This is a genomic window from Sodalis glossinidius str. 'morsitans', assembly GCF_000010085.1.
GTDB classification, from domain to species: Bacteria; Pseudomonadota; Gammaproteobacteria; order Enterobacterales; family Enterobacteriaceae; genus Sodalis; species Sodalis glossinidius.
This window is the reverse complement of the sequence record NC_007712.1, coordinates 3,140,279-3,166,530: the sequence shown is the minus strand read 5'-3', so window position 1 is coordinate 3,166,530 and position 26,252 is coordinate 3,140,279. Positions and strand designations below refer to the sequence as shown.

General features: G+C 55.1%; 11 protein-coding genes and 17 pseudogenes. 16 read left to right on the top strand and 12 right to left on the bottom strand.

Annotated elements, in window-relative coordinates; all coding sequences use genetic code 11:
- Positions 1 to 40 precede the first annotated feature (40 nt).
- The 10 pseudogenes from phnG to SGP1_RS16840 all read left to right on the top strand — a co-directional run.
- Positions 41 to 335: pseudogene (gene phnG, locus SGP1_RS35775) on the top strand (phosphonate C-P lyase system protein PhnG); the annotation flags it as partial.
- Between the two features lie 68 nt (positions 336 to 403).
- A pseudogene (phnH, locus tag SGP1_RS16880) lies at positions 404 to 887 on the top strand (phosphonate C-P lyase system protein PhnH).
- Positions 887 to 1,552 (top strand): annotated as a pseudogene (locus SGP1_RS16875) (carbon-phosphorus lyase complex subunit PhnI); the annotation flags it as partial. The pseudogenes phnH and SGP1_RS16875, both read left to right, overlap by 1 nt.
- Positions 1,553 to 2,070 (top strand): annotated as a pseudogene (locus SGP1_RS31240) (phosphonate C-P lyase system protein PhnL); the annotation flags it as partial.
- Between the two features lie 11 nt (positions 2,071 to 2,081).
- Positions 2,082 to 3,216, top strand: a pseudogene (gene phnM, locus SGP1_RS16865) (alpha-D-ribose 1-methylphosphonate 5-triphosphate diphosphatase).
- A pseudogene (gene phnN, locus SGP1_RS16860) lies at positions 3,216 to 3,696 on the top strand (ribose 1,5-bisphosphokinase). Before phnM ends, phnN begins: the two co-directional pseudogenes overlap by 1 nt.
- A 54-nt stretch (positions 3,697 to 3,750) precedes the next feature.
- Positions 3,751 to 4,502: pseudogene (gene phnP / locus SGP1_RS16855) on the top strand (phosphonate metabolism protein PhnP).
- A gap of 164 nt (positions 4,503 to 4,666) precedes the next feature.
- Positions 4,667 to 5,315 (top strand): annotated as a pseudogene (locus tag SGP1_RS16850) (phosphonate ABC transporter ATP-binding protein); the annotation flags it as partial.
- A 127-nt stretch (positions 5,316 to 5,442) separates the two neighbouring features.
- Positions 5,443 to 5,775: pseudogene (locus tag SGP1_RS16845) on the top strand (phosphonate ABC transporter substrate-binding protein); the annotation flags it as partial.
- A 76-nt stretch (positions 5,776 to 5,851) separates the two neighbouring features.
- Positions 5,852 to 6,600: pseudogene (locus SGP1_RS16840) on the top strand (IS5 family transposase).
- Between the two features lie 229 nt (positions 6,601 to 6,829).
- On the opposite strand, the gene SGP1_RS30100 reads toward SGP1_RS16840, so the two are convergent.
- Positions 6,830 to 7,210 carry a hypothetical protein gene (locus tag SGP1_RS30100; RefSeq protein WP_148203560.1) on the bottom strand — a complete coding sequence of 127 codons (381 nt, stop codon included), beginning with the start codon at positions 7,208 to 7,210 and terminating at the stop codon, positions 6,830 to 6,832.
- Between the two features lie 839 nt (positions 7,211 to 8,049).
- Positions 8,050 to 10,551 (bottom strand): inverse autotransporter beta domain-containing protein, encoded by a 2,502-nt coding sequence (locus SGP1_RS24710; RefSeq protein ID WP_158302422.1) that lies wholly within the window; start codon positions 10,549 to 10,551, stop codon positions 8,050 to 8,052.
- A gap of 1,155 nt (positions 10,552 to 11,706) precedes the next feature.
- On the opposite strand from SGP1_RS24710, the pseudogene SGP1_RS16825 reads away from it, so the two are divergent.
- The 3 genes and pseudogenes from SGP1_RS16825 to SGP1_RS16815 all read left to right on the top strand — a co-directional run.
- Positions 11,707 to 12,485, top strand: a pseudogene (locus tag SGP1_RS16825) (IS5 family transposase).
- A gap of 72 nt (positions 12,486 to 12,557) precedes the next feature.
- On the top strand, positions 12,558 to 12,911 hold the full coding sequence (locus SGP1_RS16820; protein WP_083764873.1) for a universal stress protein: 354 nt from the start codon (positions 12,558 to 12,560) through the stop codon (positions 12,909 to 12,911).
- A 28-nt stretch (positions 12,912 to 12,939) separates the two neighbouring features.
- Positions 12,940 to 15,575 (top strand): annotated as a pseudogene (locus SGP1_RS16815) (HAD-IC family P-type ATPase); the annotation flags it as partial.
- A gap of 98 nt (positions 15,576 to 15,673) precedes the next feature.
- On the opposite strand, the pseudogene SGP1_RS36715 reads toward SGP1_RS16815, so the two are convergent.
- The 6 genes and pseudogenes from SGP1_RS36715 to SGP1_RS16785 all read right to left on the bottom strand — a co-directional run.
- Positions 15,674 to 16,528 (bottom strand): annotated as a pseudogene (locus SGP1_RS36715) (TolC family protein); the annotation flags it as partial.
- Positions 16,529 to 17,077: 549 nt separating this feature from the next.
- A pseudogene (locus SGP1_RS28035) lies at positions 17,078 to 17,980 on the bottom strand (HlyD family secretion protein); the annotation flags it as partial.
- A 19-nt stretch (positions 17,981 to 17,999) separates the two neighbouring features.
- Positions 18,000 to 18,551: pseudogene (locus SGP1_RS16800) on the bottom strand (MFS transporter); the annotation flags it as partial.
- A 201-nt stretch (positions 18,552 to 18,752) separates the two neighbouring features.
- Positions 18,753 to 19,609 (bottom strand): annotated as a pseudogene (locus tag SGP1_RS16795) (phosphoketolase); the annotation flags it as partial.
- A gap of 33 nt (positions 19,610 to 19,642) precedes the next feature.
- A pseudogene (locus SGP1_RS36710) lies at positions 19,643 to 19,855 on the bottom strand (hypothetical protein); the annotation flags it as partial.
- Between the two features lie 206 nt (positions 19,856 to 20,061).
- Entirely contained in the window at positions 20,062 to 22,404 is a 2,343-nt protein-coding gene (locus tag SGP1_RS16785) for a heavy metal translocating P-type ATPase (protein WP_011411800.1), read from the bottom strand.
- A gap of 88 nt (positions 22,405 to 22,492) precedes the next feature.
- Between SGP1_RS16785 and cadR the strand changes: the two genes are divergently transcribed.
- The 3 genes from cadR to SGP1_RS16770 all read left to right on the top strand — a co-directional run bounded on the left by cadR (position 22,493) and on the right by SGP1_RS16770 (position 23,757).
- Positions 22,493 to 22,972 (top strand): Cd(II)/Pb(II)-responsive transcriptional regulator, encoded by a 480-nt coding sequence (cadR, locus tag SGP1_RS16780; RefSeq protein ID WP_011411799.1) that lies wholly within the window; start codon positions 22,493 to 22,495, stop codon positions 22,970 to 22,972.
- 83 nt (positions 22,973 to 23,055) lie between these two features.
- Complete coding sequence (locus SGP1_RS35270) at positions 23,056 to 23,184, top strand: hypothetical protein (RefSeq protein WP_279379400.1); 129 nt, start codon at positions 23,056 to 23,058, stop codon at positions 23,182 to 23,184.
- A 303-nt stretch (positions 23,185 to 23,487) separates the two neighbouring features.
- Positions 23,488 to 23,757 carry an SDR family NAD(P)-dependent oxidoreductase gene (locus SGP1_RS16770; protein WP_041867135.1) on the top strand — a complete coding sequence of 90 codons (270 nt, stop codon included), beginning with the start codon at positions 23,488 to 23,490 and terminating at the stop codon, positions 23,755 to 23,757.
- Between the two features lie 88 nt (positions 23,758 to 23,845).
- Here the strand turns inward: SGP1_RS16770 and SGP1_RS30095 are convergent, their stop codons facing one another.
- The 4 genes from SGP1_RS30095 to SGP1_RS16755 form a co-directional block, all read right to left on the bottom strand.
- Positions 23,846 to 24,193, bottom strand: coding sequence for a hypothetical protein (locus SGP1_RS30095; RefSeq protein ID WP_148203559.1), 348 nt, complete (start codon positions 24,191 to 24,193; stop codon positions 23,846 to 23,848).
- Between the two features lie 214 nt (positions 24,194 to 24,407).
- On the bottom strand, positions 24,408 to 24,923 hold the full coding sequence (locus tag SGP1_RS16765; RefSeq protein ID WP_011411798.1) for a YgjP-like metallopeptidase domain-containing protein: 516 nt from the start codon (positions 24,921 to 24,923) through the stop codon (positions 24,408 to 24,410).
- Positions 24,924 to 24,958: 35 nt separating this feature from the next.
- Entirely contained in the window at positions 24,959 to 25,321 is a 363-nt protein-coding gene (locus SGP1_RS16760; RefSeq protein ID WP_011411797.1) for a YibL family ribosome-associated protein, read from the bottom strand.
- Between the two features lie 335 nt (positions 25,322 to 25,656).
- Positions 25,657 to 26,220 carry a LysR family transcriptional regulator gene (locus tag SGP1_RS16755; RefSeq protein ID WP_083765137.1) on the bottom strand — a complete coding sequence of 188 codons (564 nt, stop codon included), beginning with the start codon at positions 26,218 to 26,220 and terminating at the stop codon, positions 25,657 to 25,659.
- Positions 26,221 to 26,252 lie beyond the last annotated feature (32 nt).

Below are 26,252 nucleotides of genomic sequence, written 5' to 3'. Positions count from 1 at the left end.
GGATGCACCCGAAGCCCGCCAATGCTGGATGTCTGTATTGGCACGCATGGGCGGAACCGGCCGGCGTTTTATTCTCGGTGATGCCACGGTAACCCGGGCCGTAATACGTCTTGATGACGGCACCTGCGGTTACAGCTACATCCTGGGTTGAGACAAAGATCATGCCGAGCTTTGCTCCCTCCTTGACGCACTACTGCAACAGGGCGGGCTCTGGGCGAGAGCTTTATCGCCGCGTTATTGCGCCGCTGGCGGCCGAGCAGAGCAGCCTGCGCGCCCGGGAGGTAGCCAGCAGCCGCGTTGACTTCTTTACGCTGGTCAGGGGGGACAATCTGTGATCTTACTCGCCGGTTTTACCCGTCCGGTGGCGGACGCACAGCACACGTTTCGCCGTACCCTAAAAGCGATGAGCGAACCGGGTACTCTCGTCACTCTGCCGGTTATCGCCGCCTTGGGCCGTCTTTCGTCCGCCGCGACGGCGGTGTTGATGACGCTGGTCGATCGGGAAACGCCCCTGTGGTTGGATCCCGCGTATCAGTCTGCGGTTTCACACCGGTGCGCCGGTGACGGAGGAGTGCACTGCGCCCTTCGACATTCTGCACGTCGATAGCCTGCAGCCTCTCAGTGCATTTTGCGCCGGCAGCGCGCTATCACCGGAAAACAACACCACGGTAATAATGGACCTGCCCTCCTTGCACGGCGGCGAAACGCTGCGCCTGAGCGGTCCTGGGATCCAGGGTGCGCACGAGGTCGCACCACGGCTGCCGAGTAACGTATTGCAATACCTTACCGATCGGCCGCACCGCTTCCCGCAGGGCCTCGATCTGATTTTCACGTCCGGCAGCCAATTGCTGGCGCTGCCGCGGACAACCCATGTGGAGGTGTACTGATGTACGTTGCGGTAAAAGGGGTCGAAAAGGCCATTGAAGCCGCTCATTCATTGCAAGCCGCCCTGCGGCGCGGCGAGTCTGACCAGCGGGAACTGGGCACCGGCCAGATCGAACAGCAACTGGGGTTGGCGGTCGATCGCGTGATGACGGAAGGCGGCGTCTACTATCCTGAACTGGCCGCGCTCGCGATCAAACAGGCCAGCGACGATTTGGTGGAAGCGATTTTTTGCTGCGCGCCTATCGCACTACGTTGCCGTGGGTGGCCGATAGTCTGCCTCTTGAAACCGGCCAAATGCGCCTTGAACGCCGTATTTCCGCCGTCTACAAAGATCTCCCCGGCGGACAAGTGCTGGGTCCGACTTATGACTATAGCCACCGCCTACTCGATTTCACCCTGTTGGCCGAGGGAGAGGCGCCCGTGGAGCCGCGGGCCGCCTGTTCACATATGTTCGACCTGATGACGGCGGAAGGTCTGGCGGCTCATGAAAAAGATGATGGTAGCGAACCGCCCGGACATTACCCGTCAACCCCCCAGCTATCCCGCGCCGCGTGCGGCGCGATTGCAGCAATTGGTGCGTGGCGACGAAGGTTTTCTGCTGGCGCTGGGCTATTCCACCCAGCGGGGCTACGGCCGTAACCATCCGTTCGCCGGCGAAATCCGTACCTCGACCCTGCTGCCCTCGTTATACGCTAATTATCTGCCCGATAGCGGCCATATTTGGGTGAACCACGGAGGGGACTGGACCGATTTGGTCGCCGCACCGGTGCGTCAAATCTTACTCTTGCGCCGCGATACTCTCGGTTAAGTGAGCCAGTTTCTGCGCTCGACATTGTCATGCAACCGCTGCTGGAGCGCGGAGTGGGGCGTGACGAGAGCGCCGCGCCGGCCAAAACGTTGCTGACCCGATTGAATGTGCCCGAACGGCTGTGGCATCTGGCGCCGTCTACGTTTTCCGGCGGGGAACAGCAGCGCGTCAATATTGCCCGCGGGTTTATTGCCGAATACCCGATTCTGCTGCTGGATGAGCCGACCGCGTCCCTTTACAGCGTCAACAGCGCTGCGGTGGTGAAGCTGATTGAAGAGGCGCGGGCGCGCGGCGCCGCCATTGTCGGCATTTTTCACGATAACGCGGTCCGTGAGCGCATCGCCAACCGTTTATACGTTCTACATCCAGTGACTTAGGAGGCCGCGGTATGATCATCAATAATGTCAAGCTGGAGCTGGAAGATGAAGTGGTCAGAGGATCGCTATCGGTTGAACAGGGCGTGATACAGGCCTTTTCGGATACCGCAAGTCAGCTGCCGCAGGTGATTGACGGAGAAAGCGGCTGGCTGATGCCGGGCATGGTTGAACTGCATATCGATAATCTGGACAAATTCTTTACCCCGCGGCCGAAAGTGGACTGGCCGGCCCATTCGGCGATGAGCAGCCACGATGCGTTGATGATCTCAAGCGGAATAACTACCGTGCTCGATGCCATTGGCGTCGGCGACGTGCGCGACGGGTGCCATCATATGGAAAACCTGAGCAAAATGCTCCAGGCGATTCGCTATAGCAACCGGCACGGCCTGAACCGCGCCGATCATTTGGTACATCTGCGCTGTGAATTCCCCCATGACTCGACGCTTGGCCTGTTTGAGCAGTTGAAAACGCTGGAAGAGCTTGCGCTGGTTTCGCTGATGGATCACTCACCGGGACAGCGATAATATGTTTCGCTGGAGAAGTATCGTGACTATTTTCAGGGCAAATACGGTCTTAATGATTTGGAAATGGGCGCTTTTGAACGTGATCAATTGGCGCTCGCCGAACGCTGGTCCCAGCCGAACCGCCTTGCCATTGCCGCATTGTGCAAAGAGCAGGGCATTCCGGTCGCAAGCCATGACGACGCCACCGAAGCCCATGTGGATGAATCTCATGCGGTCGGCAGCGTGATAGCCGAATTTCCTACTACGCTTGATGCCGCGAAGGCGTCTCGCCAGCGCGCCATGAAGATATTAATGGGTGCGCCCAATATTGTCCGCGGCGGATCGCATTCCGGTAACGTTGCCGCCGCTGAACTCGCGGCGCACGGGCTACTGGACATTCTGTCCTCCGACTACTATCCGGCCAGCCAGTTGGATGCCACGTTCAGTATTGCCTTCGCCGAAGATAATCCCTATGACCTCCCGGCCGCCGTTGCGCTGGTGACGCGCAATCCGGCACAGTCGATTGGACTACAGGATCGCGGTGTGGTGGCAGAAGGGAAAAGTGCAGACCTGTTACGTAAAAGCCCATCGGCAACAGGTGCATGTTCAGCGCGTCTGGGCGCAGGGGCGGACGGTCTATTGATGGCGAGGCTTATCTGGTTGATGGGCGCTTCAGGCGCCGGGAAAGATACGCTGTTGCAAGCGTTGCGGGAAAGCATGCCGACGGGCCTGCTGGTGGCGCATCGCTACATTACCCTTGCGGTGGATGCCGGCGGTGAAAACCACATCGCCTTGAGAGAAGTGGAATTTCAGCGCCGCTGGGAGGCAGGGTTGTTTGCCGTTCACTGGCAGGCGCACCATCAGCATTATGCGCTGGGTATTGAAATCGACCTTTTGCTCGCCCGCGGGCTGGACGTGTTGGCCAATGGTTCGCGTCTGCATTTGCCCGCGCTGACGGCCCGCTACGCCGGCAGGCTGTTGCCGGTCTGCCTGAAGGTATCGCTCGGTGCTGGCAGAGCGTCTGCGCCGGCGCGGTAGGGAAGACGAAATGGCGATCGACGCACGATTGGCGAGGGCAGATGCGCCGGTGCCGCCTGGGTGTTACCACATCAGCAATGAATGATGTGCCGCTCAACACGACCCTGGCGGCGTTACACCAAGTATTGGAGCGCACGCGATGCAGCTGACCTTTCTGGGGACCGGCGACGTACAGCAGGTGCCGGTATTCTGCTGTGACTGCGCGGCCTGTTTGCGGGCGCGACAGCGGTCCGTGCTGCGCCGTACCCCAACCAGCGCATTGATTCGCTGCGAAGATGAGGTGATTTTGCTGGATGCTGGCCAGACGCATCTTGAGCAGCGTTTCGCCCCGGGGGAGATTAAGAGCATTCTGCTGACGCACTATCATATGGACCATGTGCAGGAGCTGTTTTTACTGAGGTGGGGAAAGGCCAGCGTATCCCGGTTTATGGACCGCTGGATGAACAAGGGTGTGACGACCTCTATCGCCATCCGGGACTCTTGCACTTCGAGCCGTTTTTGGCGCCGTTTGTGCCACAGGTGTGGGGAGCGCTGACCCTGACCCCCGTCCCGTTAACCCATTCCAAGGTCACTTTCGGTTATCTCATCGGGTATCGCGACCAATAGTTGGCCTATCTCACCGACACGGTGGGCTTGCCGGATGATACCACCCATTTTCTGCAGCGGCAGTCGTTGACAGCGGCCGTGCTGGACTGCAGCCATCTCCCGAGCAAAGCGATACCGCGCAATCATAACGATATCACCCGCGCGCTGGAGATCCACGATAGGCTACAGCCGCAAGACGCCTGGCTGACGCATATCGGTCATGAGGTGGATAACTGGCTGATGCAGCATGCTTTACCTGCGGGTGTCCACGTCGCCTCCGACGGACTGACGCTAAACCTGGCATAACGTCGACGGCGCCTTTTTTTCATCATCTTTTTGTCATCAGCGCTTCATCTGCGTCGCCCTTAATAAAGATCTCTACACAGTTTCTCAAGCGACGGTAAAACTTATGGCACAGGCAATATCACGACCCGTCCCTGCCGAGCAGACCATGCCGGCGTGGTCAGTGAAAAAAAGTGCTCGCGGTAAAAGGTTTGGCCAAAGCCTATAGCGCCCATGCGCGGGTATTGGACGAGATTCATTTTGATCTGCACGCCGGTGAGATGGTGGCGGTTATTGGCCGTTCCGGCGCCGGCGGGGCAAATTATTCATCTGCATGATGACGGCAGCGAACACAATATCGTCGAATTCAACGCCCGGTAACTGCGCCAGTGGCGCAGCGAATGCAGCATGATATTTCAAGATTTCTGCCTGGTGCCCCGTCTCGATGTGCTCACCAATGTACTGCTCGGTCGCTTGAGTCAAACCTCGACGCTAAAATCCTTTTTCAAGGTTTTTATCGATGAAGACTGCGCCCGCACCATTGGCCTGCTGGAATGGCTGAATATGCTGCCACAGGCGCTGCAACGCGCGGAAACCCTCTCGGGCGGCCAGATGCAGCGTGTCGCTATCTGCCGCGCGTTGATGCAAAACCCGAAGATCTTACTGGCGGACGAGCAGGTCGCCTCGCTGGATCCGAAGAATACCCATCGCATTATGGAAGTACTGCGCCAGGTAAGCGAAAACGGCATCAGCGTGATGGTTAACCTGCACTCCGTCGAATTGGTGAAAGCGTACTGCACGCGCCATTGGCATAGTGAAAGGACGCATCGTGTTTGACGGCCACCCTTCCGAGCTTAACGAAAACCTTCTTCATACCCTGTATAGCGAAGACCTCAGCCAACTTAACTAACTTTCACGGGAAACGGACGCAGCAATGAAAACACTCGTAACGCTCACCGCGCTTATGGGCGGAATACTGATGTTCACCGCCGCTCGGGCCGAAACGCCGAAACAATTGAATCTGGGTATTTTGGGCGGTCAAAACGCGACACAGCAGATTGGTGATAACCAATGCGTAAAAACATTCTTCGATAAAGAGTTGGGCACCGATACGCAGCTACGTAATTCGTCTGACTATTCAGGCGTTATTCAGGGACTGCTGGGCGGCAAGGTCGATATGGTATTAAGTATGTCGCTGTCCTCCTTTGCATCGATTTATATCAAAGATCCGCAGGCGGTGGATATCGTGGGTATCGCCACAGATGATACCGACAAGTCTACGGGTTATCACTCGGTGGGGCTTTGTTGAATAAATATAACTTTTAGGTGATCGTCTGCTCAGATCACTACTGTCATTTCAACATCTGTACTCCATGGCAAAGCAAAAGTTTAAAATAACCAACTGGTCCACTTAAACAAAGCTCTCAAGCAGCGCGGGGCTCTGACGATATGGCTGGATGAGTCGGCAATTGTTGCATGGACGGAAAAAACAACGCCTGAACGGCGTGGCTGGCCGCTTCACTACGTAGATATGGCTATCACCACTGTTCTGATGATGAAACGCGTGTTTGGCCTTTCGTTAAGGGCTTTACAGGGCTTCGTTGACGCCATTTTTAAACTGATGGTGCTGCCGCTAAGATGCCCAGACTACTCGCTGATCAGCAAGCGAGCAAAGACAGTTAAGATCAGCATAAAAACGCCGACCCGTGGTGAAATCTCACCTCTAGTCATTGACGGAACCGGCCTGAAGGTCTTTGGCGAAGGCGAATGGAAAGTCCGACAGCATGGTGCCGACAGACGGAGGGTGTGGCGTGAGCTGCATATGGCCGCAGACAGTGTAAAGCATGAGATTATCTGTGCTGACTTATCGCTCAGCGGTACGACGGATGCTCAGGCCCTACCAGCTCAGCGTCTAAGTGGCAATAACGATGTATGGAAAAAGCAAGTGGGCTATCATCGACGCTCAGTGGCTGAAACAGCGATATTCCGGTTCAAAACGCTTATGGGCGATCATCTAAGTCTGCGTGACTATGATGCGCAGGTAGGTGAGGCAATGGCGATGGTCAAAGCGCTTAACAAAATGACGCTATTAGGAATGCCGAACAGCATCCGGATCGCATAACAATCGATCTGCTAGGGGGGAGTAGTCACACAAGTTCTGATTTATTCAACAAAGCCGTGTTAAGATTAAACTTTTGATAAAATCTGGAATACATTTCACCAAGATTTTTTTCATTTCTATCTTTCCCGAAAGACTCTTGTCAGATACTATTTTAACCTCATGGCCACCCACTTTAAAGGTTGTTTCATATAAAGGTTCCGGCTTTGGCTTGTCACGATTTTGCACAATATCACCATGTTGTGGTGCATCCAGTACTCTGCTGAGGTCTAACTTCTCGAGAAAATCTCGTTAGGTTTTTTTCTTTATAGGTTCCAATAACAATATCATTTTGAAAAGGGGTGTGAAAAGCATTTTTAGGATGAGATGCCGCACCTCCTTGTTTACCCCTAACGTCATCCCTGCTGTTATGGCAGGCTTTTGTATTTGAAAATACAGTTGATAAAGGGACATTAATTTTTTTTGGTCTATTCTGGGGGTTTTGTCCGTTTGACACTGAATTGATTTTATCAATTATTCCACCTAGTCGATTCTTGCTTGATAAATTACGTGGCATGACATTTACATCATAATCACTTATGTGTTTTAAGATAAATAGATCCTCTAGGCGCATAATTATTCCTTCTCGACGTAATGAAAATGCTCTTGCAGTAGAAATTCCTAAAGCCCGCGACGCACATAGTTAAACGCTTCCAGGTTGCCACCATCAGTTTATGGTGGCGGTGTACCTAAGTGAAGTAATGTTAATGTAATCGAAGAGACCGTCGTTGACTAGAAACTTAATAGCGCTCAGTCGCCTGATTATGTGCAGCAGTACGAGAAACGGTCATCTCCTTCGTCTTGACGTAATGTTGTACTCGTAAACAAGAACGGAAATAAACGCAGCATTTAACCGGTCTCCAATGGCCGGTTTTTTTTGCGAGGCACGCGCATAGCAGGCGGCGCACTGACAGAACAAAGAGCGCAGCCGGATGGCCGCTGGGACCCGCGCAAGCGGTGCGGCTTAACTGGATACCCCGTAACACCGCCATGCGGCTAAGCCGGTCAGTTTACGGCGGTGTATGCACCATGGCAGTTTGCTTCGCAACGCGCCATTACGATACGCACAGCACAGCGATGGTATTTATTCACTGAATGGAGTGCAAAACCGTAAAAAGGCGTTGCGGTATATCTTGGGATGCTTACGGGGTAAAAATCGCGCCACGGACTGGGACTTGGCGCGAAACGGATTGCATTTTTCACGTAGCGACGCCTTGATGCGCATAATACTAGTTATGTTAAATTTAGTTAACCATTTTCTGTCCACGCCGCCCAGATGCTGGCGGCTGGCAAGAGGCCGTTTTATTTTCGAGTCAGGGCTCCGCCCTGACGTTTACTTTGGTGATGTGTCGTCTGTCCATTCGGAATCTACGTTAGCATCGTCTTCGTCGGAAGAAGACTCTGATTCCTCTACTACCACCATTCGCTGCAATCATCCTCTTCGTCGGAAGAAGACGATGATTCCTCTACCATCACCCTGCGCTGCAATATTGTACCAATGTCCGACGGACGATTATTTTTTTTCTCAACTTTTACTTTTTCTATTATTCTTAAAATTTCTTCTTTCTCTGCTTCAGTCATATTTACAGGCACCCTACGTTCCGCCATTGATATCCTGTGCAACGGAATATCCCCTTCGTTACTTTTTACCCTTATTGTTTTTCTTAATTTTCCTTTCGCATTTATTAGCGAGCTAACGTCTTGGAAGGGGGAATTTGTACCCATTTTTTGCGGTGGCGGTGGCGGTGGCGGTGGCAATTGATCCTTTTGCATAAAGTCAGGTGCTTTGTGACTCTGGTTTGATGATGAGTTAATCTGCGCATGAGGCACTGGGGTTGTTGAAGTGCTGCTTTCTGTAGAGAGATTGCCTGTTGGCGATTCTGAAGGCTGTTCCAGATCTCTTCGGACTTCTGGTTTTTGTTGGTTTTTAGATTGATCGTGAATCATATCAAGATCTGCACCCTGGTGGTCTGAGTCCTGCGTTGTCTCAAGCTCAAATGGAGGGGGCACCATTGGTGCCAGTACTTGCGGTAGTGGTAGCTGCTGCTTAAGCGGAATGTGCGGTTGGCCTGATGATGGCTTGCTACCTTCATGAGATTCAGCGGCCGATGATTGGCTGTTTTTTGAGGCCTGGGGGGCTAAGGTCGTGTGATCATCAGACTTTCGCAATTCAAACTCCTTATGCACTTCACCCTTTTCTAAGGTGGCACGTCGTGTTGCATTCTTTTCAAAGAGTTCACCTTCTACACCAGGAGATGAGCTCTCTATCGGCGTTTTTAAAGGCTGGTTTTGATCTCTCTGTACGTTTGTTTTTTTTTGCTCTCCAAATAGATGTTGAGGCTTCTCAGCACTGGACATAAAAGGCCTAGTTGGTGGTGGAATAACGGGCGTGTGTTGAGTCTGACCTGATGATGAAATGCACTCTTCTTGAGATCCAGTATTTAGCGGTTGGCTAATATCTGAAGAAGTGGGAGGGTTTCCGGGCGAGTCATTATTGTACTCCTGTGCTTGAGTAGGTACGTTTTCACTTTCCCCTTGGTTTTCCCTATTGGTTTGCGCGCTGATATGGTTTGCAGGAGCTAGCATAGGCTTGTCGCCGCTATTGTTTTGAGAGGATTGATCTGCGGTGGTACTGTCGCTGGCTTGATGAGTCGGCGCGGTTGAGCGGCTTTCGTCAGCTTGCGGTTCCTGATATGAGGAATCGCTAACGCTGGACAGAGGTTGGTGATGAGAAGAGGGGCCACTATCGTTTTGCTGCCCTTGAGAGACCTCGTCATTTCCTATAAGCTGGGCATACTGCTGTAATGGCAAGACAGACACGGTTATCTCACTGCGGTTCGAGGTATTGCCGTGCTCATCATTTGCCACTGCCGAGATAATCATCTGATTACTGCCCGCAGGTTGATGATAAGGAAAATGGATGGCGAATGCCTGTGCGCCTAATTGTCTTATATTCCCCCCCCTTGCGCGTAGCGCGTGGTCATCCCATTGAATAGATTTCAGTCTGAAAGCACTTCGGAAAGTGTATTTGAGCAGTTTCGTTTCTCCAGGATACCCCTCAATCGTCGGTGGAAGTGAAAACTCAGGCTGCTGGCTTGTCTGTTGGTAATCCAAAACAATATGATTATTGCGTTCCACCAAACGATAACGGCTATCGGCCACTTTTCCTTTTATTGCTAAATTGCCAGGGTCCAATTGTTGGGCTAATGGGACGCCGAGTTGGTAATTTAGCGACAGCCCGAAAGTGGTGTTACTCCCGCCATGGCGATAAAAGATGTTATCCAGACCGAAGGTGATTAATGGCACCGGCGTATAGCCTATACCTAGTGTAAGAGCATAAGGATTGCGGCCGCGAGAAGCATGCTTGCCAAAAGCGACGCCTTCGCCAAAATAGTTTTCAAATTTGAGTTTTCCGCTAAATTGCGGCAGTGAGGGGAGCCAGCCTTGCGCGCGAATGTCGTAGCCATGGGCTACGCGCTCATCATGTCCCGATATGGCGTGTACAGCACGCCAGCCGGTAAGGCCGTAATAACCATTAACGGCGAGATGGAGGTAGTCACGACGATACTCGACACCCAATCCGAGGCGTTGATGCGGACTACCCGATATTTGCGCGTCGTAAAAAGCGTTGTAACCCGCAAGCCAGCCTGCACCATAATGCCGCTGTCCGAGACCAAGATTAAGGATATTGCGGTTTTCGCTGCGACGTAAGCCCAGCTGATTAAACAATAAGCGTTTATCATCTTCATACAGAGGATAAAGTACATCTAATGAGCCGCTCGAGATTTGACTTTCTGATAAGGGTAAGTTTACCCGCGCCTCACCTGCTGCTTTATTAGCGCTGGCGCTATTTTCCTCAGATGGCGTCGACATCCTCGAAGAGGGAATCGGCGGGCCCAGTGAGGAGGTCAACATGTGTTTGCGACGCCCTGATTCAGTCGATGCGGTGTGATTAGATTGATGAGGACTCGGGGCAGCTTCGATCTCTTTATTCCTTGACCACTTATTGCAGCTAACTAATGAGGTGACTAAAATTAAGGCAGAGATATATCCTATAACTTTGCGCATAGAATTTGACTTTTATAAAATGATTGATGTTAACCGGTTTGATTGACGTGGGGGCTAAGTAGAACAAGTAAAGCCGCCCTGTCCGCAATTTCTCACACGGTCTAAAATTAGTTTGTATGGGCTGAAACTAAACGACGAGTTTAATATAACTTCATTCTGCCTCCCGGTGGTTTAAAATAGGGCTATTTTAAGCTGTCTTTCTGGCGATAATGTTATGATCAAAGAATAACGCACAAGAAAAACCTCACGGCGCTCCAAGACGAAAATGTCTTTCGGCGTCGCTCTATATTAATGGGTTATTTTGCATGTAATTATCTGTTTACAAAATTAGGGTTGTTAATTCTTTCCTACCTCGTTACTGAATTTGCATCCCTTCGTGGCGACAGGGTGACAATGCTTTTTAATATCGTTAGCAAAAAATACAAGAAACTATTGCAATCTAATTGCAAAAAACACTTATTTCATTGTGTCCAATGCTGTCGGGTGCCGTTAAGCTTGTTGGGTCATAAGAGCTTTTAATGTTCCGGCAGAGTGAATCAACATCTGTATTTCTTAGCGATAACACTGCCCCATAACGCATGCAGATATTCCCGTTGTGTTAGATCAATAAAATCCCGGTAGTCTCATGCACCCGACACGGCTTTTTTGATAGAATCTAGTTCATTATCGCTGCTTGAGATTTTCTGCACAGCGGGTTGGGAATGTGTGCGGATAAGGGCAATAAACGCGCTATATAGCAGCACGGTTTAATCAATCCCAGTGCCACAGCATGAATTGCTGCTCTAATGTATTGGCGTGCAGGCAAGGTAAAACAAAACATACTTTGGCGTCCAGCCTGGAGGGTAGCATATAGACACGGGTGAGAACGGTTGAAGCAACAATGAATACGAAAAGCGCGATTGCTTTTTTTAATTAATACTCCATCACGGCTTTGTTGAATAAATATAACTTTTAGGTGATCGTCTGCTCAGATCACTACCGTCATTTCAACATCTGCACTCCATGGCAAAGCAAAAGTTTAAAATAACCAACTGGTCCACTTACAACAAAGCTCTCAAGCAGCGCGGGGCTCTGACGATATGGCTGGTATGAGTCGGCAATTGTTGCATGGACGGAAAAAACGACGCCTGAACGGCGTGGCCGGCCGCTTCACTACGCAGATATGGCTATTTAAACTGATGGTGTTGCCGCTAAGATGCCCAGACTACTCGCTGATCAGCAAGCGAGCAAAGACAGTTAAGATCAGCATAAAAACGCCGACCCGTGGTGAAATCTCACCTCTAGTCATTGACGGAACCGGCCTGAAGGTCTTTGGCGAAGGCGAATGGAAAGTCCGACAGCATGGTGCCGACAGACGGAGGGTGTGGCGTAAGCTGCATATGGCCGCAGACAGTGTAATGCATAAGATTATCGGTGCTGACTTATCGCTCAGCGGTATGACGGATGCTCAGGCCCTACCCGCTCTGATAAACCAGACCCAGCGGAAAATCAGGGAAGCGTCGGCTGATGGCGCTCACGATACCCGCTACTGTCATGATGCTCTGCTGAGGAAGAAAATAAGGCCTCTTATTCCTCCACGAGGTGGGGCGCAATATTGGCCAGACCGATACCATGAGCGTAACTACACCGTTGCGAATCAGCGTCCAAGCGGCAGTAACGATGTATGGAAAAAGCAAGTGGGCTATCATCGACGCTTAGTGGCTGAAATAGCTATATTCCGGTTCAAAACGCTTAACAAAATGACGCTGTTAGGAATGCCGAACAGCATCCGGATCGCATAACAATCGATCTGCTAGGGGGGCGTAGTCACAAGTTCTGATTTATTCAACAAAGCCCTCCGCCATGCTGAGTTTTTGGCAAAAAGCTCGGCAGGGCAGATTCATTTAGTGAATATTATCCAGAAATTCTCACCGTTGCTGATGTGTGGGTTTGTTTCCGATGCGCGCAAGATGGAAGAATTTCTTACGCAATCGGCGAGAGAAAAGCTGAGTGATTTCGCCAAGAAAATCGCTATACCGCAGGACAATGTCCATTGTCATATCCGCGCCGGCAATGTTCGCGACAAGGTGACGCGGGCGGCGGATGAACTGGCGGCCGATGTCATCATTATTGGTTCACGTAATACCAATATTCAGACCCACCTGCTTGGATCCGATGCAGCGGACATTGTGCGTTATGCCCGTGTGCCGGTTTTTGTTATTCGCTGATTGCCTAAGCCGGAAGAAGATACGTTTTATGAAGACAGAAAACCAATTACACGCGGTGGAGTCGATGCCGCATTATTACCAGCTGTCGGTGACGGAAACGCTGGAGAAATTAAACAGCACGGCGGAAGGATTAAGCTGTGAATAGGCCGCTATGCGTCTGCGAACGCACGGTGAGAACGTGCTGCCGCAGAAAAAAGGCCGGCCGGCATGGTTACGCTTTCTTGCACATTTTCAATGACGTATTGATTTATGTGCTTTTGGCCGCCGCGGTATTGACTGCCGTGATGGGGCATTGGGTAGATACTCTGGTGATTCTGGGCGTGGCGGTGGTGAATGCGCTTATCGGACATATACAGGAAAGCAATGCGGAAAAATCTCTGCAAAATATCCGCAACATTCTTTCCAGCGAAGCGGTCATTATTCGGCAAGGAGCCCACGAAACGGTGCCCACCGCAGCGCTGGTGCCGGGGGATGTCGTGGTTATCCGCGCCGGCGATCGCATTCCGGTGGATCTGAAAATTATCGAGGCGCACGGTCTGCGCGTTGAAGAGGCCATCCTCACCGGCGAATCCACGGTCGTGGAAAAAACCACCGTCGCGCTGGCGGGCGAGCTATCGCTTGGCGATCGCACCAATCTGGTGTTCTCCGGGACAACCGTGAGCTCTGGCGCCGGCAGGGGCGTGGTGGTGGCGCCCGGCGGCGCGACCGAATTGGGTCATATTAACCAGATGATGTCCGATATCGAGCAGCACCATACGCCGCTGCTGGTGCAAATGGACAAACTGGGCAAAAGCATTTTCATCAGCATCTTGGTCATGATGGCCGCGTTGTTTGCCTTCAGCCTGCTGTTTCGCGAGATGCCGCTGACGGAATTGATGCTGTCTCTTATCAGCCTGGCCGTGGCCTCGGTGCCGGAAGGGCTGCCCGCCATTATCTCCATTATTTTGTCCCTTGGCGTACAGACCATGGCGCGTCAGCACTCCATCATTCGCAAGCTGCCGACCGTGTAGACGCTGGGCGCGATGACGGTCATCTGTTCCGATAAAACCGGCATGCTGACCTGAATGAAATGACGGTGAAAGCGGTGATTATCGCCGATCGGGTGTATCGCGTTGAGGGGGACAGCTATGCGCCGGTGGGCGCCATGCACCCCGTGGACAGCCAAACGCCCGTCGCCGTCGCCGTCGGTTCGTTGCTGGAGCGGTATTTGCGCACAATCGATCTCTGCAACGACAGTCAATTGATGCAGGATGAAAATGGCCACTGGCAGGTTACCGGCGGACCGAGGAAGGCGTGCTGAAAGTGCTGGCGGCCAAAATGACGCTGCCCCCCGTCACCACCGCGTTGCGCAGTAAAATTCCCTTCGATTCACAGTATTAAGTACATGGCGACGCATCATCTTGTCGGTGATGAGGAGTGTATTTTGCTGACCGGCACGCCGGATGTTCTGTTCCGGCTGTGCCGTGAAGAGCAAACGGAAAACGGTCTGCAGCCGTTTGATCAACTTTATTGGGAAAGTAAAATTGCTGAGTATGCTCGCGAGGGGCTACGCATGGTTGCCGCCGCCTGGAAACCGGTTACAGCCGGGCAGGGGGAACTGACGCATCAGGATCTTGAGCAGGGCGTAATTTTTCTCGGTATCAGCGGCATGATGGATCCGCCTCGTCCCGAAGCGATCGTTGAGATTCGCGACTGCCTGCAGGCCGGCATCCGGGTGAAGATGATCACCGGCGACCATCCGCAGACGGCGATGAGTATCGGTCAGATGCTGGGTATCGGCAACGCGCACCAGGCCATCACCGGTCAAGAACTGGAGGCGATGGACGATAACCAGCTCAGCGAAGCGGCGCAGGCGTATGATATTTTCGCGCGCACCAGCCCGGAGGATAAATTCCGTTTGGTGCGGGCGCTGCAAAGTCAACAGGAGATCGTCGGCATGCGGTGATGGCGTGAATGACGCGCCGGCCTTGAAACGGGCCGATGTCGGTATCGCGATGGGCATCAAAGGCACCGAGGTGACCAAAGAGGCTGCCGATATGGTGCTGACGGATGACAACTTCTCCACCATCGCCAGCGCGGTACAAGAAGGACGGCGCGTTTATGATAACCTGAAGAAAACCATTTTGTTCATCATGCCGACCAATCTGGCGCAGGGGCTGCTGATCATTATTGCGTTGATCGCAAGGAATCTGATTCCGCTTACGCCCTTGCTGATTTTGTGGATGAATATGGCAACCTCCGCCACGCTTTCCTTCGGCCAGGCGTTTGAGGCGGGCGAGGCGAATATTATGCGACGGCCGCCGCGCGATCCCCGCCTGCATGTGATGGACAAGTTTGCCCTCTGGCGCGTAGCGTTTGTCGGTGGCATGATCGCCTTTAGCGCCTTTGTGTTGGAGGCCTGGCTGCAACCGCGCGGGCATTCTCCGGAATTTATACGCACCGTGCTGCTGCAAACGCTGGTGTCAGCACAGTGGTTCTACATGATTAACTGCCGCGTTGTGGACGGCTTCTCACTCAATAAAGGCCTGCTGGCTAACCGGGGGGATTTGGGTGGTCAGCGCCGTGCTGCTGCTCCAGCTGCTGATTATTTATGCTCCCTTCATGCAGACGCTGTTTGGCACTGAAGCATTGCCGTTCCGTTACTGGGTTATCACGTTGGTGATCGCCCTGCGTTGCAGGGCGCCCGCCTTTAAGGGGCTTGGCGACATCAAGGACAGTTCTTCTACCGCGAAACGTCGAGTAGTGCTGTCGTCAGCCGACGCTTATCGGGATGCCGCTGCGGGGTCCACCTGCCAACCGCCGCCCAAAGCGTGGTAAAGATCGGTTTGCGCCTGCAGCAGATCGTTTTGTAGTGTGATTACGCTTATCTGGGTGGCATAAAGCGTGCGCTGTGCGTCCAACTCCTCCAGATAGGACGCGTAGCCGTTAATATAACGGTTATGCGCGATACGTAATTGCTCCTGCACCACCTCCTGCTGCGAGCGGGTTTGCGCAAGCTGATCGCGCAGCTGCAATATATTGTCCAGGCTGTTATTGACTTCGCCAAAGGCGTTGCGTACCGTTTTCTCGTAATTATATAGCGTTTGGTTACGCGAGGTGGCGATGTCCACCTGCGTATTCAGCGCTTCACGGTTAAGTAGCGGGGCCAGAATACTGCCGCAGACGCTCCACAGACGGAAAGGGTTATCAAGCAATTTCGCCAACGCGTCATCCTGCAGTGTGCCGGTGGCGGTCAAATTGATCGACGGCAGAAAATTGGTGCAGGCGGCGGCCAGAGGTGTCAGCGTCAATCAGCTGGCGTTCTGCCTGCACGATATCGGGATGACGGCGCATCAGCTCCGACGGCAGCACCGCGGGCAGCGGCAACGCGACAATATGATTCATGTCGGCGCCGCGAACCACGCTGCCGGGATTGCTCCCACCAGGATGCGCAACGCGTTTTCCTGCTCGGTGATTTGATGCGTCAACTGCGGTATTTGCGCCCGCGCGGCCTGATATTCCGCTTGCGATTGCTCCAGCTCCAGCCGTGAGGAGTAACCGGTTTCAAATTGCCGGCGCGCCAGGTTGAGCGAGTTCTGCCGCGTTTGCAGCGTTTCCCGGGTCGGCGTCAGTTTTTCATCCAACGAACGCAGCGTGAAATAACCCGAGGCGACGGTCAGCATAGCCGCGGCCGCCTGCTGTGCTTCCAGAATTGCCCGTGCCACGGCGGCGCTGTCGCGCTGCGCCCCCAGAGATCGACATTGTCGCTGGCTTGTAATCCCCCCCTGATAAAAGGTGCTGTGGATAGGCAGACCGGTCACCGAGGAAAGCGTGCGGGCACGGCTACCGTTGATTTGTGCCTAAAGCGTCGACAGCCTGTCGCCCTGAATTGCCCGCAGGAGGGCGCGGTATTCCTCGACCCGCGCCCGGTGGTGAGGATATCGGTGTTATTGCGTAGCGCTTGTTCCACCAGTGCGGAGGGGGCCTGTGTTGGGTCGATTGGTGGGCTGGAGCCGTCTGGCCCCAGACGCAACTGGTTAAAGGGCGGCGCAGGCATTGACGGGCCGTCAGTGTTTCACTCCCTCTGCCGCACCAGACACAGCCGGCGTGCTATCAGGGGCTGTTGAGGCGCCGTCCGGAGACGCCGGTGTCGTGTCAGGGTCAACCTGAGCTCTCTCCTGCACGGCCGGCGAACTGTCGGTGTCGATATCCACCTCCACCGACATCCCGGGACGCAGCAGTCGGTACAGGGCATTATCGTGGTCGATGTGCACGCGCACGAGAATACGCTGGGCGATTTTGACGAAATTACCGGTGGCATTGTCGGATGAAATGGCGCTGAACTCGGATCCGGTAGCCGGCGAGATACTCTCCACCACGCCGTTGAAGGTAGCATGATCAAGGGCGTCGACGCTGAAGCTGGCCCGCTGTCCCAGCCGGATCCGGGCCATTTGCGTTTCTTTCATGTTGGCTATGATCCACATGTGTTCCGGTACCAGCTAGGTCAAATGGGTGCCGGCACTGACATAGGCGCCCTGACGCACCGAAATCTGGCCCAACTGGCCGTCGCGAGGTGCAACAATGTGCGTATTGGCCAGATCGATTTGCGCCTTTTCCAGCGAGGCTTTGGCCTGGGCGATATTGGCGACCGCCTGACTGGCGCTGGCGCGTGAGGCATCACGCTCACGCAGCGATAACGAACTGTCGGCGACCAGATTCTCCACGCGTTGCAAATCCAACTGCGCTTTGCGTGCCTGCGCTTCGGCGTTTTTCACCTCGGCGCTGCTGTACGTTATTATCCAACGCCGCGCGCTTCATCAATAATTGCGCTTGAGCTTGATGTACCTGCTGACGATAAATGCGCTGATCGATAACCATCAGCATATCATCCCGCCGGACCCAGGCAAAATCCTGCACCCGCACTTCGGTGATATAGCCGCTGAGCTGGGGGCTGATGACGGTGACTTGCCCCCCTCCCCCCCCCGGACATAAGCGTTGTCGGTTGACTGAACCTGGCGGGTGAAAGGGGGCAATTGACAGGCGTAGAGAATCATCAATACGCCCATAAGCGCGATCGCCGCCGAAATCATGATGGTTAAAATGCGCGCGTTACTGCTTTTTTCTTTTTCCGGCGCCGCCGCCGTTGCCGCTTGTCTTATCGTCGTGGCCCTGTGCACGTCGCGCCTGAATGCGCAGCCGCAGTAAACGCCATAGAATCCATACCAGCGTCACCAGCGCAATCGCTGTGGTCAGCAGGTAGACATCGTTATAGGCCAGCGTATTGGCTTCGCGGCTTGCAATGCTTTGCAACTGCGACAACCCCTGTACCCCTTGTAGATAGCTGTCGTTCAACACGCCACCGTAGGCGGCGGTATAACTGTTCACACGCTCCGCTACCAGCGGATTCGCCAGCGTCAACCGCTCGGTCAGTTGGCTGGAGTGAAATTTTTCGCGCAACACCTGAAAAGTGCCCAGCAGGCCGCCGATATTCTGACTCATACCGAAGAGCACCGAAAAACTGACCAGATTGCGCGGCTCGGCCACCACGCCGCCTATCCCCGCCAGCAAGGCCGGCGCCAGAAAGAAGGCGCCGCCGAAGCCGAGCAGAAACTGGCTGAAATAGAAGTTTTCCGGCCGGGTTAGGCTATTGGAATGAGCGTCTTCTCACCGCCGGCCGGTGGCGGGCGCAAACAATGACTCTCCCCGTCAGCCGATGGTGGGCACAAGCAATACCCGCCAACGGCACCTTGGCAGACGGGGTGATTTTTCCTCCCGATAAGCGGCGCTGCCGCAACGCCCCCCTGCCGACAGCCGGTTGCGGTCCGAATTCTGGACCGTCTGGCCGCTATGCTGCGAAACGCATCATGGCCTTGCCTGCCAGCGCCAGTCCCTGACTTCAGGCAAATCGTCGCCGTGGGTGCGCACATAGTGATAGTGCTCATCAAGCTTGCGGCGGAACAGCCCGAGAGCCGCTGTCGCCGCCGGCGTGTGTTGCAGTCCCGGTACCCGCTCAATGGCCTCTATCGCTAAATGGAAACGGTCCACCTCGTTGAGCACTGTCATATCGAACGGAGTGGTGGTGGTCCCTTCCTCCATAAACCCGCGCACGTGGAAATTGGCATGATTTTGACGTTTATAGGTCAGGCGATGGATCAAATAGGGGTAGCCGTGATAGGCGAAGACCACCGGACGATCCGGCGTGAAAATCTCATCGAAAAAGGCGTCGGTGTGGCCGTGGGGATGCTGCTGTTTTGCCTGTAGACCGAGTAAATCGACCACGTTGACGACGTGGATGATCATCTCGGGCAGATGTTGGCGCAGTAAATCAACCGCCGTCAGGGTCTCCATGGTCGGCACATCGCCGGCGCAGGCCATGACCACATCAGGACCCTTACCGCACTTACCGCCGCTTTCGTTGCCGGCGACGATGACATTGATCCGGTCAAAGGTATTCAGGCAGTGATCGCCGACCCACAGCAGAGTATTGGCGACCAGATCGACGAATTCCGGATCCTGATGGCTGTAACCGTTATGATCCTGGCGCCAGACGTGGGAGGAAAGCAGGTAGTTAAGGGACGATACCGGCTTGCGCCAGGGCAGGGCGCGTGACACCTTCAGCCATTTGGCGTGTTGATTGAACATGGAATCGACGATATGGATGAACGCTTCATAACAGGTAAACAAGCCATGCCGGCCGGTGAGTAAGAGCCTTCCAGCCAGGTATTGACCACCATGCCCGGCCCGCCGTGACCGGGGCCGTAAATGTAAATCACATTGGCATCGCGCGCGCGAATAATGCGGTTCAGGTGGACATAGATAAAATTCAATCCCGGGGTCGTGCCCCAGTGGCCCAGCAGGCGGGGTTTGATATGTTCGGGTATCAGCGTCTGACGCAAAAGCGGGGTGTCCAGCAGATAAATTTGCCCGACCGAGAGATAGTTGGCCGCCGACCAGTAGCGATGCATTAGCTGAAGTTCTTCGGGCGAAACGGCGGTCGCGGGCCGCGTAGCAGGGGTGTCCATCTGAGCTGTACCTCCAAAGGCTGGCTATGTGGAACGTCTACCCCAAGTCTAGACCGGCTTGCCCGGCCTTGCCGCCTTGGCGGGCCAGGGAACTGTTGGTGAATGTTACCGACCGCGCGGCGACGCAGGGCGCCTCCGCGGGGAAGACTTTATAGTAGCGGCTGCTCTGCCGCGTTACCGTGTGCGGGTGTTGGCCGACTGCGCGGCGCCTGGCGCAGCAGCCGCAGGCCGTTGGCCACCACCAGCAGGCTGGTGCCCACATCGGCGAAGACCGCCATCCACATGGTGCCCGCGCCTGCCAACGTCAATAGTAAAAACACTGCCTTGATGCCCAACGCCAGCGCAATATTTTGTATCAGAATGCGGTGGGTGGCACGCGACAGCCGGATAAACTGCGCAGCCTTGCGCAAATCGTCATCCATCAGGGCGACATCCGCGGTTTCAATGGCTGTGTCGCTGCCCAACGCGCCCATAGCGAAACCGATATCCGCCCGGGCCAGCGCCGGCGCATCATTGATGCCATCGCCTACCATTCCTACCGTGCCCCGGTCCGCCAGCTGGTTTATCTTTTGCAGTTTGTCTTCCGGCAATTGATCGCCATAGGCTTCATCGATTCCCGCCTGCGCCGCAATTGCCCTGGCGGTGTGCGTGTTGTCGCCGCTGAGCATCAATATTTTGACGCCGGCCTGGTGCAATTGTGCGATGGCTGCGCGGCTATGTGATTTCAGCGTATCCGCCACCGCAAACAGCGCCTGTACTTTTCCCTCGCCCATCAGCATTACCAGGGTTTTGCCTTGCTGTTCCAGCGCGGCTGCCCGCGGATCGAGGACGTCGGTTGACAGCCCCAGTTCATCCGCTAGCCGCCGGTTGCCGAGATACCACTGGCTGTCCGCCGTCACTCCCGTGATACCGCGGCCGGGCAGGGCTGTGAAATCGGTTACCCTGACGGGAGCGTTGCCTTCCCGTTCGGCCGCCTGGATAATGGCCTGCGAGACCGGATGATCGGAGCGGGAAGCCAGCCCGGCCGCCAGTTGATAGAGCGCCTCTGCGTCCCGTACGCCGAAGGTGTGGCGATCGGTCAGGATGGGTTTCCCGTGCGTCAACGTGCCGGTTTTATCGAGCGCCAGCCAGCGCAGGCTCCGCCCTTTTTCCAGATAAACGCCGCCTTTAATCAAAATACCCTGCCGCGCCGCGGCGGCTAGACCGCTGACGATAGTCACCGGCGTTGAAATGACCAGAGCGCACGGACAGGCGATCACCAGCATCACCAGAGCTTTGTAGATCCACTCATACCAACCGCCGCCCAGCAATAACGGCGGCAAAAGCGCTACCAAGACCTCGAGAACTAGGATCAGAGGGGTATAGATACGCGCGAAACGGTCGACAAAACGCTGGGTCGGCGCGCGGTTCCCCTGCGCTTCGCTGACGGCGTGGATGATACGGGCCAGGGTTGTATCGCCGATGGTGGCGGTGACCCGGTAGCTAAATGAACCGGCCTGATTGAGCGTGCCGGCAAAGACCGTATCCCCCGGCCGTTTTTCCACCGGCAGGCTCTCACCGGTGATAGACGCCTGATCCACCGTTGAATTTCCTTGCTCAACCGTGCCGTCAAGGGCGACGCGTTCGCCGGGTTTGACCCGCAGCAGGCTGCCGACCGGTACCGTATCGACCTCAACCTCTTGCCAACTGCCGTCGGCCTGCTGCTGGCTGGCGGTCGCCGGCACGCTTTGCAGTAAACCGCTGATGGCGTTGCGGGCGCGATCGAGGGAACGGGCTTCTATCAGTTCGGCGAGGGTAAACAAGACCATAACCATCGCCGCCTCAGGCCATTGCCCGATTAACAGCGCGCCGGTGACGGTGATGCTCATCAGCGCATTGATATTCATTGTCCCCTGCCGCAGGGCCAGCCAGCCTTTTTTATAGGTCGTCAGGCCACAGGCGACGACCGCCAGCAATGCTAGCACGGCGCTGATTCCGTCCGGCCACGACAACCAGTGGCTGATTTCCGAGGCAAAGGCGGCGATAGCGGCCAGCACCAGCGGCCAGCGGCGTTGACGCGGCAGATCGTCGTCGGCGAGCGGCGCGTCGGCCGCCGCGATCTGCGGGGTAAAACCCAGGGACCGTATTGCTGCAAGGATGCTGTCAAGGCTGTCCGGGCGATGGACCACCATCAGCACCCGCTGCATAAGATTGAATTCCATCGCCGTTACCGCAGGCAGAGACGCGAGTTTCTTGCGGATCATCCCTTCTTCGGTGGGGCAGTCCATCTGCATGATACGAATAGGCGTGCGCACGTCGCCGTCCACTTCCCGCGCCGCCGCGAGGGGTTCTTGTCGCGGCTCGCTTCGCGTGGCGCCGGCACCCTGCGGGCGGGCGCCGCAGCAGGTGTTGCCGCGGGTCTGGACGCCATCCGCAATCGTAGCACCAGCGGCAAGGGGGCGTGCCGTGGTAATTTTCGCGGCGCGACGGGGTAATTTCTCGTTGCCGTTCATGGTGGCAGTCTCCCGATGGCTTGTCGTTAGTTGTCAATTTAACACCCTGAAGCTACTATAGGGTCAAGAGAGTATTGAGGAGATCGGAATGAAAATCGGCGAATTGGCCCGTCAGGGCGGCTGCCCGATAGAGACGGTGCGTTATTACGAGCGGGAGCAACTGCTGCCGGCGGCACTACGCGACCAGAACAACAACTACCGCCACTATGACAAGCGCCACCTGGAGCAGTTGGTCTTTATCCGTCGCTGCCATTCGCTGGAGATGACCCATGACGAAATCCGCGAACTGTTGGCGGCACGCCAGGAGCCTGATGCCAGCTGTAGCGCAATCGATGGTTTGATTGAGGCGCATTTGGAGCACGTCCGCACCCGCATGGCGGAGCTACAGGCGCTGGAGGCGGAGCTTAACGATTTGCGCGGCCGCTGCGATGCCGCGCGCGCGACGCATCATTGCGGCATTTTGCATGAGCTTGATCATAAAGCGCCGCCGACGCGGGAGCAGACCGCAGCGCACGGCAGTCATGTCGCTGGCCGCCTGCATGGCACCGACGTCAGCGGCAGCGCTTGAGCGGCCGCACAGCACACGCCGCCCGACATCAGGGTGATCTGGCCCGTGGCAACCTTCTTTCCTTTTCCATTCGAGGCCATACCATGACGGATAAAAAGCCGGAAGAAACGACGATCGATGAGGGATTGGCAAAGCTGCATGAAGCGAGCAAGCAACTGACGGAACAGCAACTTGACGCCCTGGCGCCAGCCGCGAAGAATAAACCGGACTGACCACCAGGTTGTCTGTAGCCGGCGATGCAGCCGTATGGCTGCGCAGGTGCGGCCGTCAACCGGTAGATTCACAGGCAACGCAACTGGTAGTAAACCACCCTTTCCTCTTCTCGCCTCTTTTAGGGGCTTGCCACGCTATTTTTTCAATTACGCTTACAGACGTGCCAATCATTAATTGATTGGTTAATTAACTATTTAGTCATTGAAGGAGGCGCCCTATGTCATCTGATTATCCTTTCCCTCCGCTGCCGGAGCAAAACCATCCCTTCCTGGTCCTTTTGACGATGGATCCCCGCCCGGATCATGGTGAAAATCACTATCGCGGCTCTGGACGCCTGGCGGGTAAAAAAAGCCCTCATTACCGGCGGCGACTCCGGCATGGGCCGTGTGGTCGCTATTGCCTACGCCCGTGAAGGGACGGATGTGTTGATTGCTTATTTGAATGAACACGACGATGCCAAAGATACCGCCCGTCTGGTGCAAGAAGTGGGGCAGCAGGTGAAGCTTGCGCCGGTTTATGTGATGCTGGCCTGCGATGAAGCATTATCGGTCAAGGGTAAAAAAACTGAATGATATCTCTGGACAGGACATAAACAAACTCAGCGGGAATCAGCGCCGGCGCCACGGAGGATATGCGGTCGCCCGCCAGTAATTGATAGCTTTACCAGGTCACCAGCAACATACCCGTTATTCGGGTTATCGCGCTTGTGGGCGTTGTTCGGCGAAGGGCGAAATCAAGCACCAGCCCGCCGCCCTGGATCAATAAAGGCGTTAGCGAAGCGCAGCATCCTGCCGTTTTTAACACCGAGAGGTATTTTTCATCGACGTGCTGGAGCAAGCCATAACGAACGGCTTCCCTGGCGAAAGTGGGGAGCCCTACAGAAAGGGTGCAGCGCAGTAGCGCCAAACGAACATTATGCAGGTGGCGTTCAATTTCAGATACGCCGGACGCGTCGTTGTTTCGCGCAATGTTCGTCGGAGAAAGGAAAATATTCTCAGCGCTGGGCACAAAGCCGCGTTAGGGGAAACCGGGCCTGTTATTTCTCTCGGGGGGAACCAAACGCTGCCTCAGCGTTCAGTATAAAAAGGCGTCATTAACGGTGTCGGCGTGCAGGGGTTTTGCAGGGCCAGCGCTCGTTCACCGCCAGACGAGCGCCAGCTTGGCCGTAGCGGAAGAATGCTGTTCCTGTCTGGTGCGGCTGATGTCTCATGGCCACCCTACGCTATTGCCCGTCGGTATGATGCAGGGATGTTTGTTCGCGCCAGGTCAGCCAGACGCGCATATCAAATTCCCATTGATGATAGAGGGGGTCCATATGGCAGCATAATTGATAGAAAGACTTGTTATGCTCCTTTTCTTTAAGATGGGCCAGCTCATGTATCACAATCATTTTGAGGAATGCTTCCGGCGCGGCGCGGAATAAGGCGGCGATACGGATTTCGTTTTTGCTTTTAAGCTTGCCGCCTTGAGGGCGAGAGACGAACGTGTTGGTGCCCAACGTCCCTTTGATGGGATTTTGCCGGTTATCAAAATAGACCTTGGCGAGGGCGGAGGTGTTTTTCAGATAGCGCTGTTTTAGTTCGCTTACATACTGATACAGCGCTTTATCCGTTTGGATAGCATGACGGTCGGGATATCGGCTCTCCAGCCAGGGGCCGATCCGGCCCTGCGCCATCAGGTGACGAACGCGGTCGACCAGGTCGGCGGGGTAACCGGTTAAATAAGGGAGATCGCTCATTGCGGTTGCGTCATGTCTGCTCTGAAGACTGGTGCTTAAAAGGGACGGCTGGCGTAGCCGGTGACTTCCTTCAGCCCCGTCTCCCGCCCAAGCGCCGTCATAGGGTGCACCACGACCAGACCGCGCACTTTTTTCTTCAGCGCGCCCATGTCGGCCTGCTCTTTTTTACTGATTGGCCGGCTGAACGATAATGTCTGTAACTGTTGCGCTTGTTTGCTCAGCTTTGCCACGCGCAGGTTTTTCAACCGGTGAATTTCCGCTTCCAGAGAGGTTTTTTCCTCGCGATGCTGCGCCATAATGCCGGGATCGCCCTGTGCAATGACGCTTGCCTCTTTATGATTTAAAGCATCCAAACGGTCGCTGAGGCGTTTGATTTCTGTTTTTTCCTGTTCTTTCATGTTATCCGATCCGTACCCGCGTGTTTACCGATGTCATCAGGGGTAATGTCCTTAGTGTATCAGGATGCGCGCCGCTTTGCTGCGGCATAGTTGCCGGTCGGGCGTTGTCGGCTCCCCCTGGTACAGGCTCACAGGCTCACAGGCTCACAGGCTCACAGGCTCACAGGCGCCGGCAACATTCTGTCCGCTGCTTGCTGGGCGTCGCCGGTCAGCCCTATTCGGCTTCCTCCGCCTGCATCTGCCGCACCGCCAGCAGCAGTTGTTGCTGCAGCCACCGGCTTGCGCTATCGCCACGACCACTTACCATATCCAGGCTGAAGGCTGTGTCAGCCAATTCAGGGGGTAGGGAGTGTATATGCAGTGGCGCGATCGGCGATGCAGACAAAATCCTCGCGGTACAGCGGCACCACCCTCATGCGTTTCGGCGGCGTCAGATGCCCCCCGATAGCGATGTCGACCTGTGCATTATCCAACTGGGTATAGATCCGCTCCCGATCCAGCGTACACAGGTGCAAATCGATACCGGGCGCCAGCCGGCGCAGGCGGCGAACAATATGGGGAATCAGGACAATATCGGCATAATCGCTGGCGGCCAGCGTAAAGCGGCGGCCGTGAGCCCGATCGGGATCAAATGCGCTGTCCCGGTTGAGTGTGTTGCGCAATTGGTCAAGAATCGCAGCGATGGCCGGTATCAGCGTCTGCGCTTTTTCGGTGGGCACCATGCCGCCGGCGGTGCGTACGAACAGCTCGTCCTGAAACAGCAGACGCAACCGGCCCAATGCATTACTCACCGACGGCTGCGCGCGGTTGAGCCGTTTGCCGGCCAGAGTGACGTTTCCCGTTTCGTACAGGGCCTCAAACACCACCAGTAAGTTAAGATCCACGGCTGAAAGATTCATAAAATCAATATTAGAAATATTGTTTATCCATT

Excerpts from the sequence above, each read along its gene's own strand:
- SGP1_RS16770 (WP_041867135.1), top strand. The coding sequence starts at position 23,488 with ATGGTGAAAATCACTATCGCGGCTCTGGACGCCTGGCGGGTAAAAAAA.
- SGP1_RS16765 (WP_011411798.1), bottom strand. The coding sequence starts at position 24,923 with ATGAGCGATCTCCCTTATTTAACCGGTTACCCCGCCGACCTGGTCGAC.
- SGP1_RS16755 (WP_083765137.1), bottom strand. The coding sequence starts at position 26,220 with ATGAATCTTTCAGCCGTGGATCTTAACTTACTGGTGGTGTTTGAGGCC.
- SGP1_RS16760 (WP_011411797.1), bottom strand. The coding sequence starts at position 25,321 with ATGAAAGAACAGGAAAAAACAGAAATCAAACGCCTCAGCGACCGTTTG.
- SGP1_RS24710 (WP_158302422.1), bottom strand. The coding sequence starts at position 10,551 with ATGTTGACCTCCTCACTGGGCCCGCCGATTCCCTCTTCGAGGATGTCG.
- SGP1_RS16785 (WP_011411800.1), bottom strand. The coding sequence starts at position 22,404 with ATGAACGGCAACGAGAAATTACCCCGTCGCGCCGCGAAAATTACCACG.
- SGP1_RS30100 (WP_148203560.1), bottom strand. The coding sequence starts at position 7,210 with ATGCGCCTAGAGGATCTATTTATCTTAAAACACATAAGTGATTATGAT.
- SGP1_RS35270 (WP_279379400.1), top strand. The coding sequence starts at position 23,056 with ATGACGGATAAAAAGCCGGAAGAAACGACGATCGATGAGGGATTGGCA.
- cadR (WP_011411799.1), top strand. The coding sequence starts at position 22,493 with ATGAAAATCGGCGAATTGGCCCGTCAGGGCGGCTGCCCGATAGAGACG.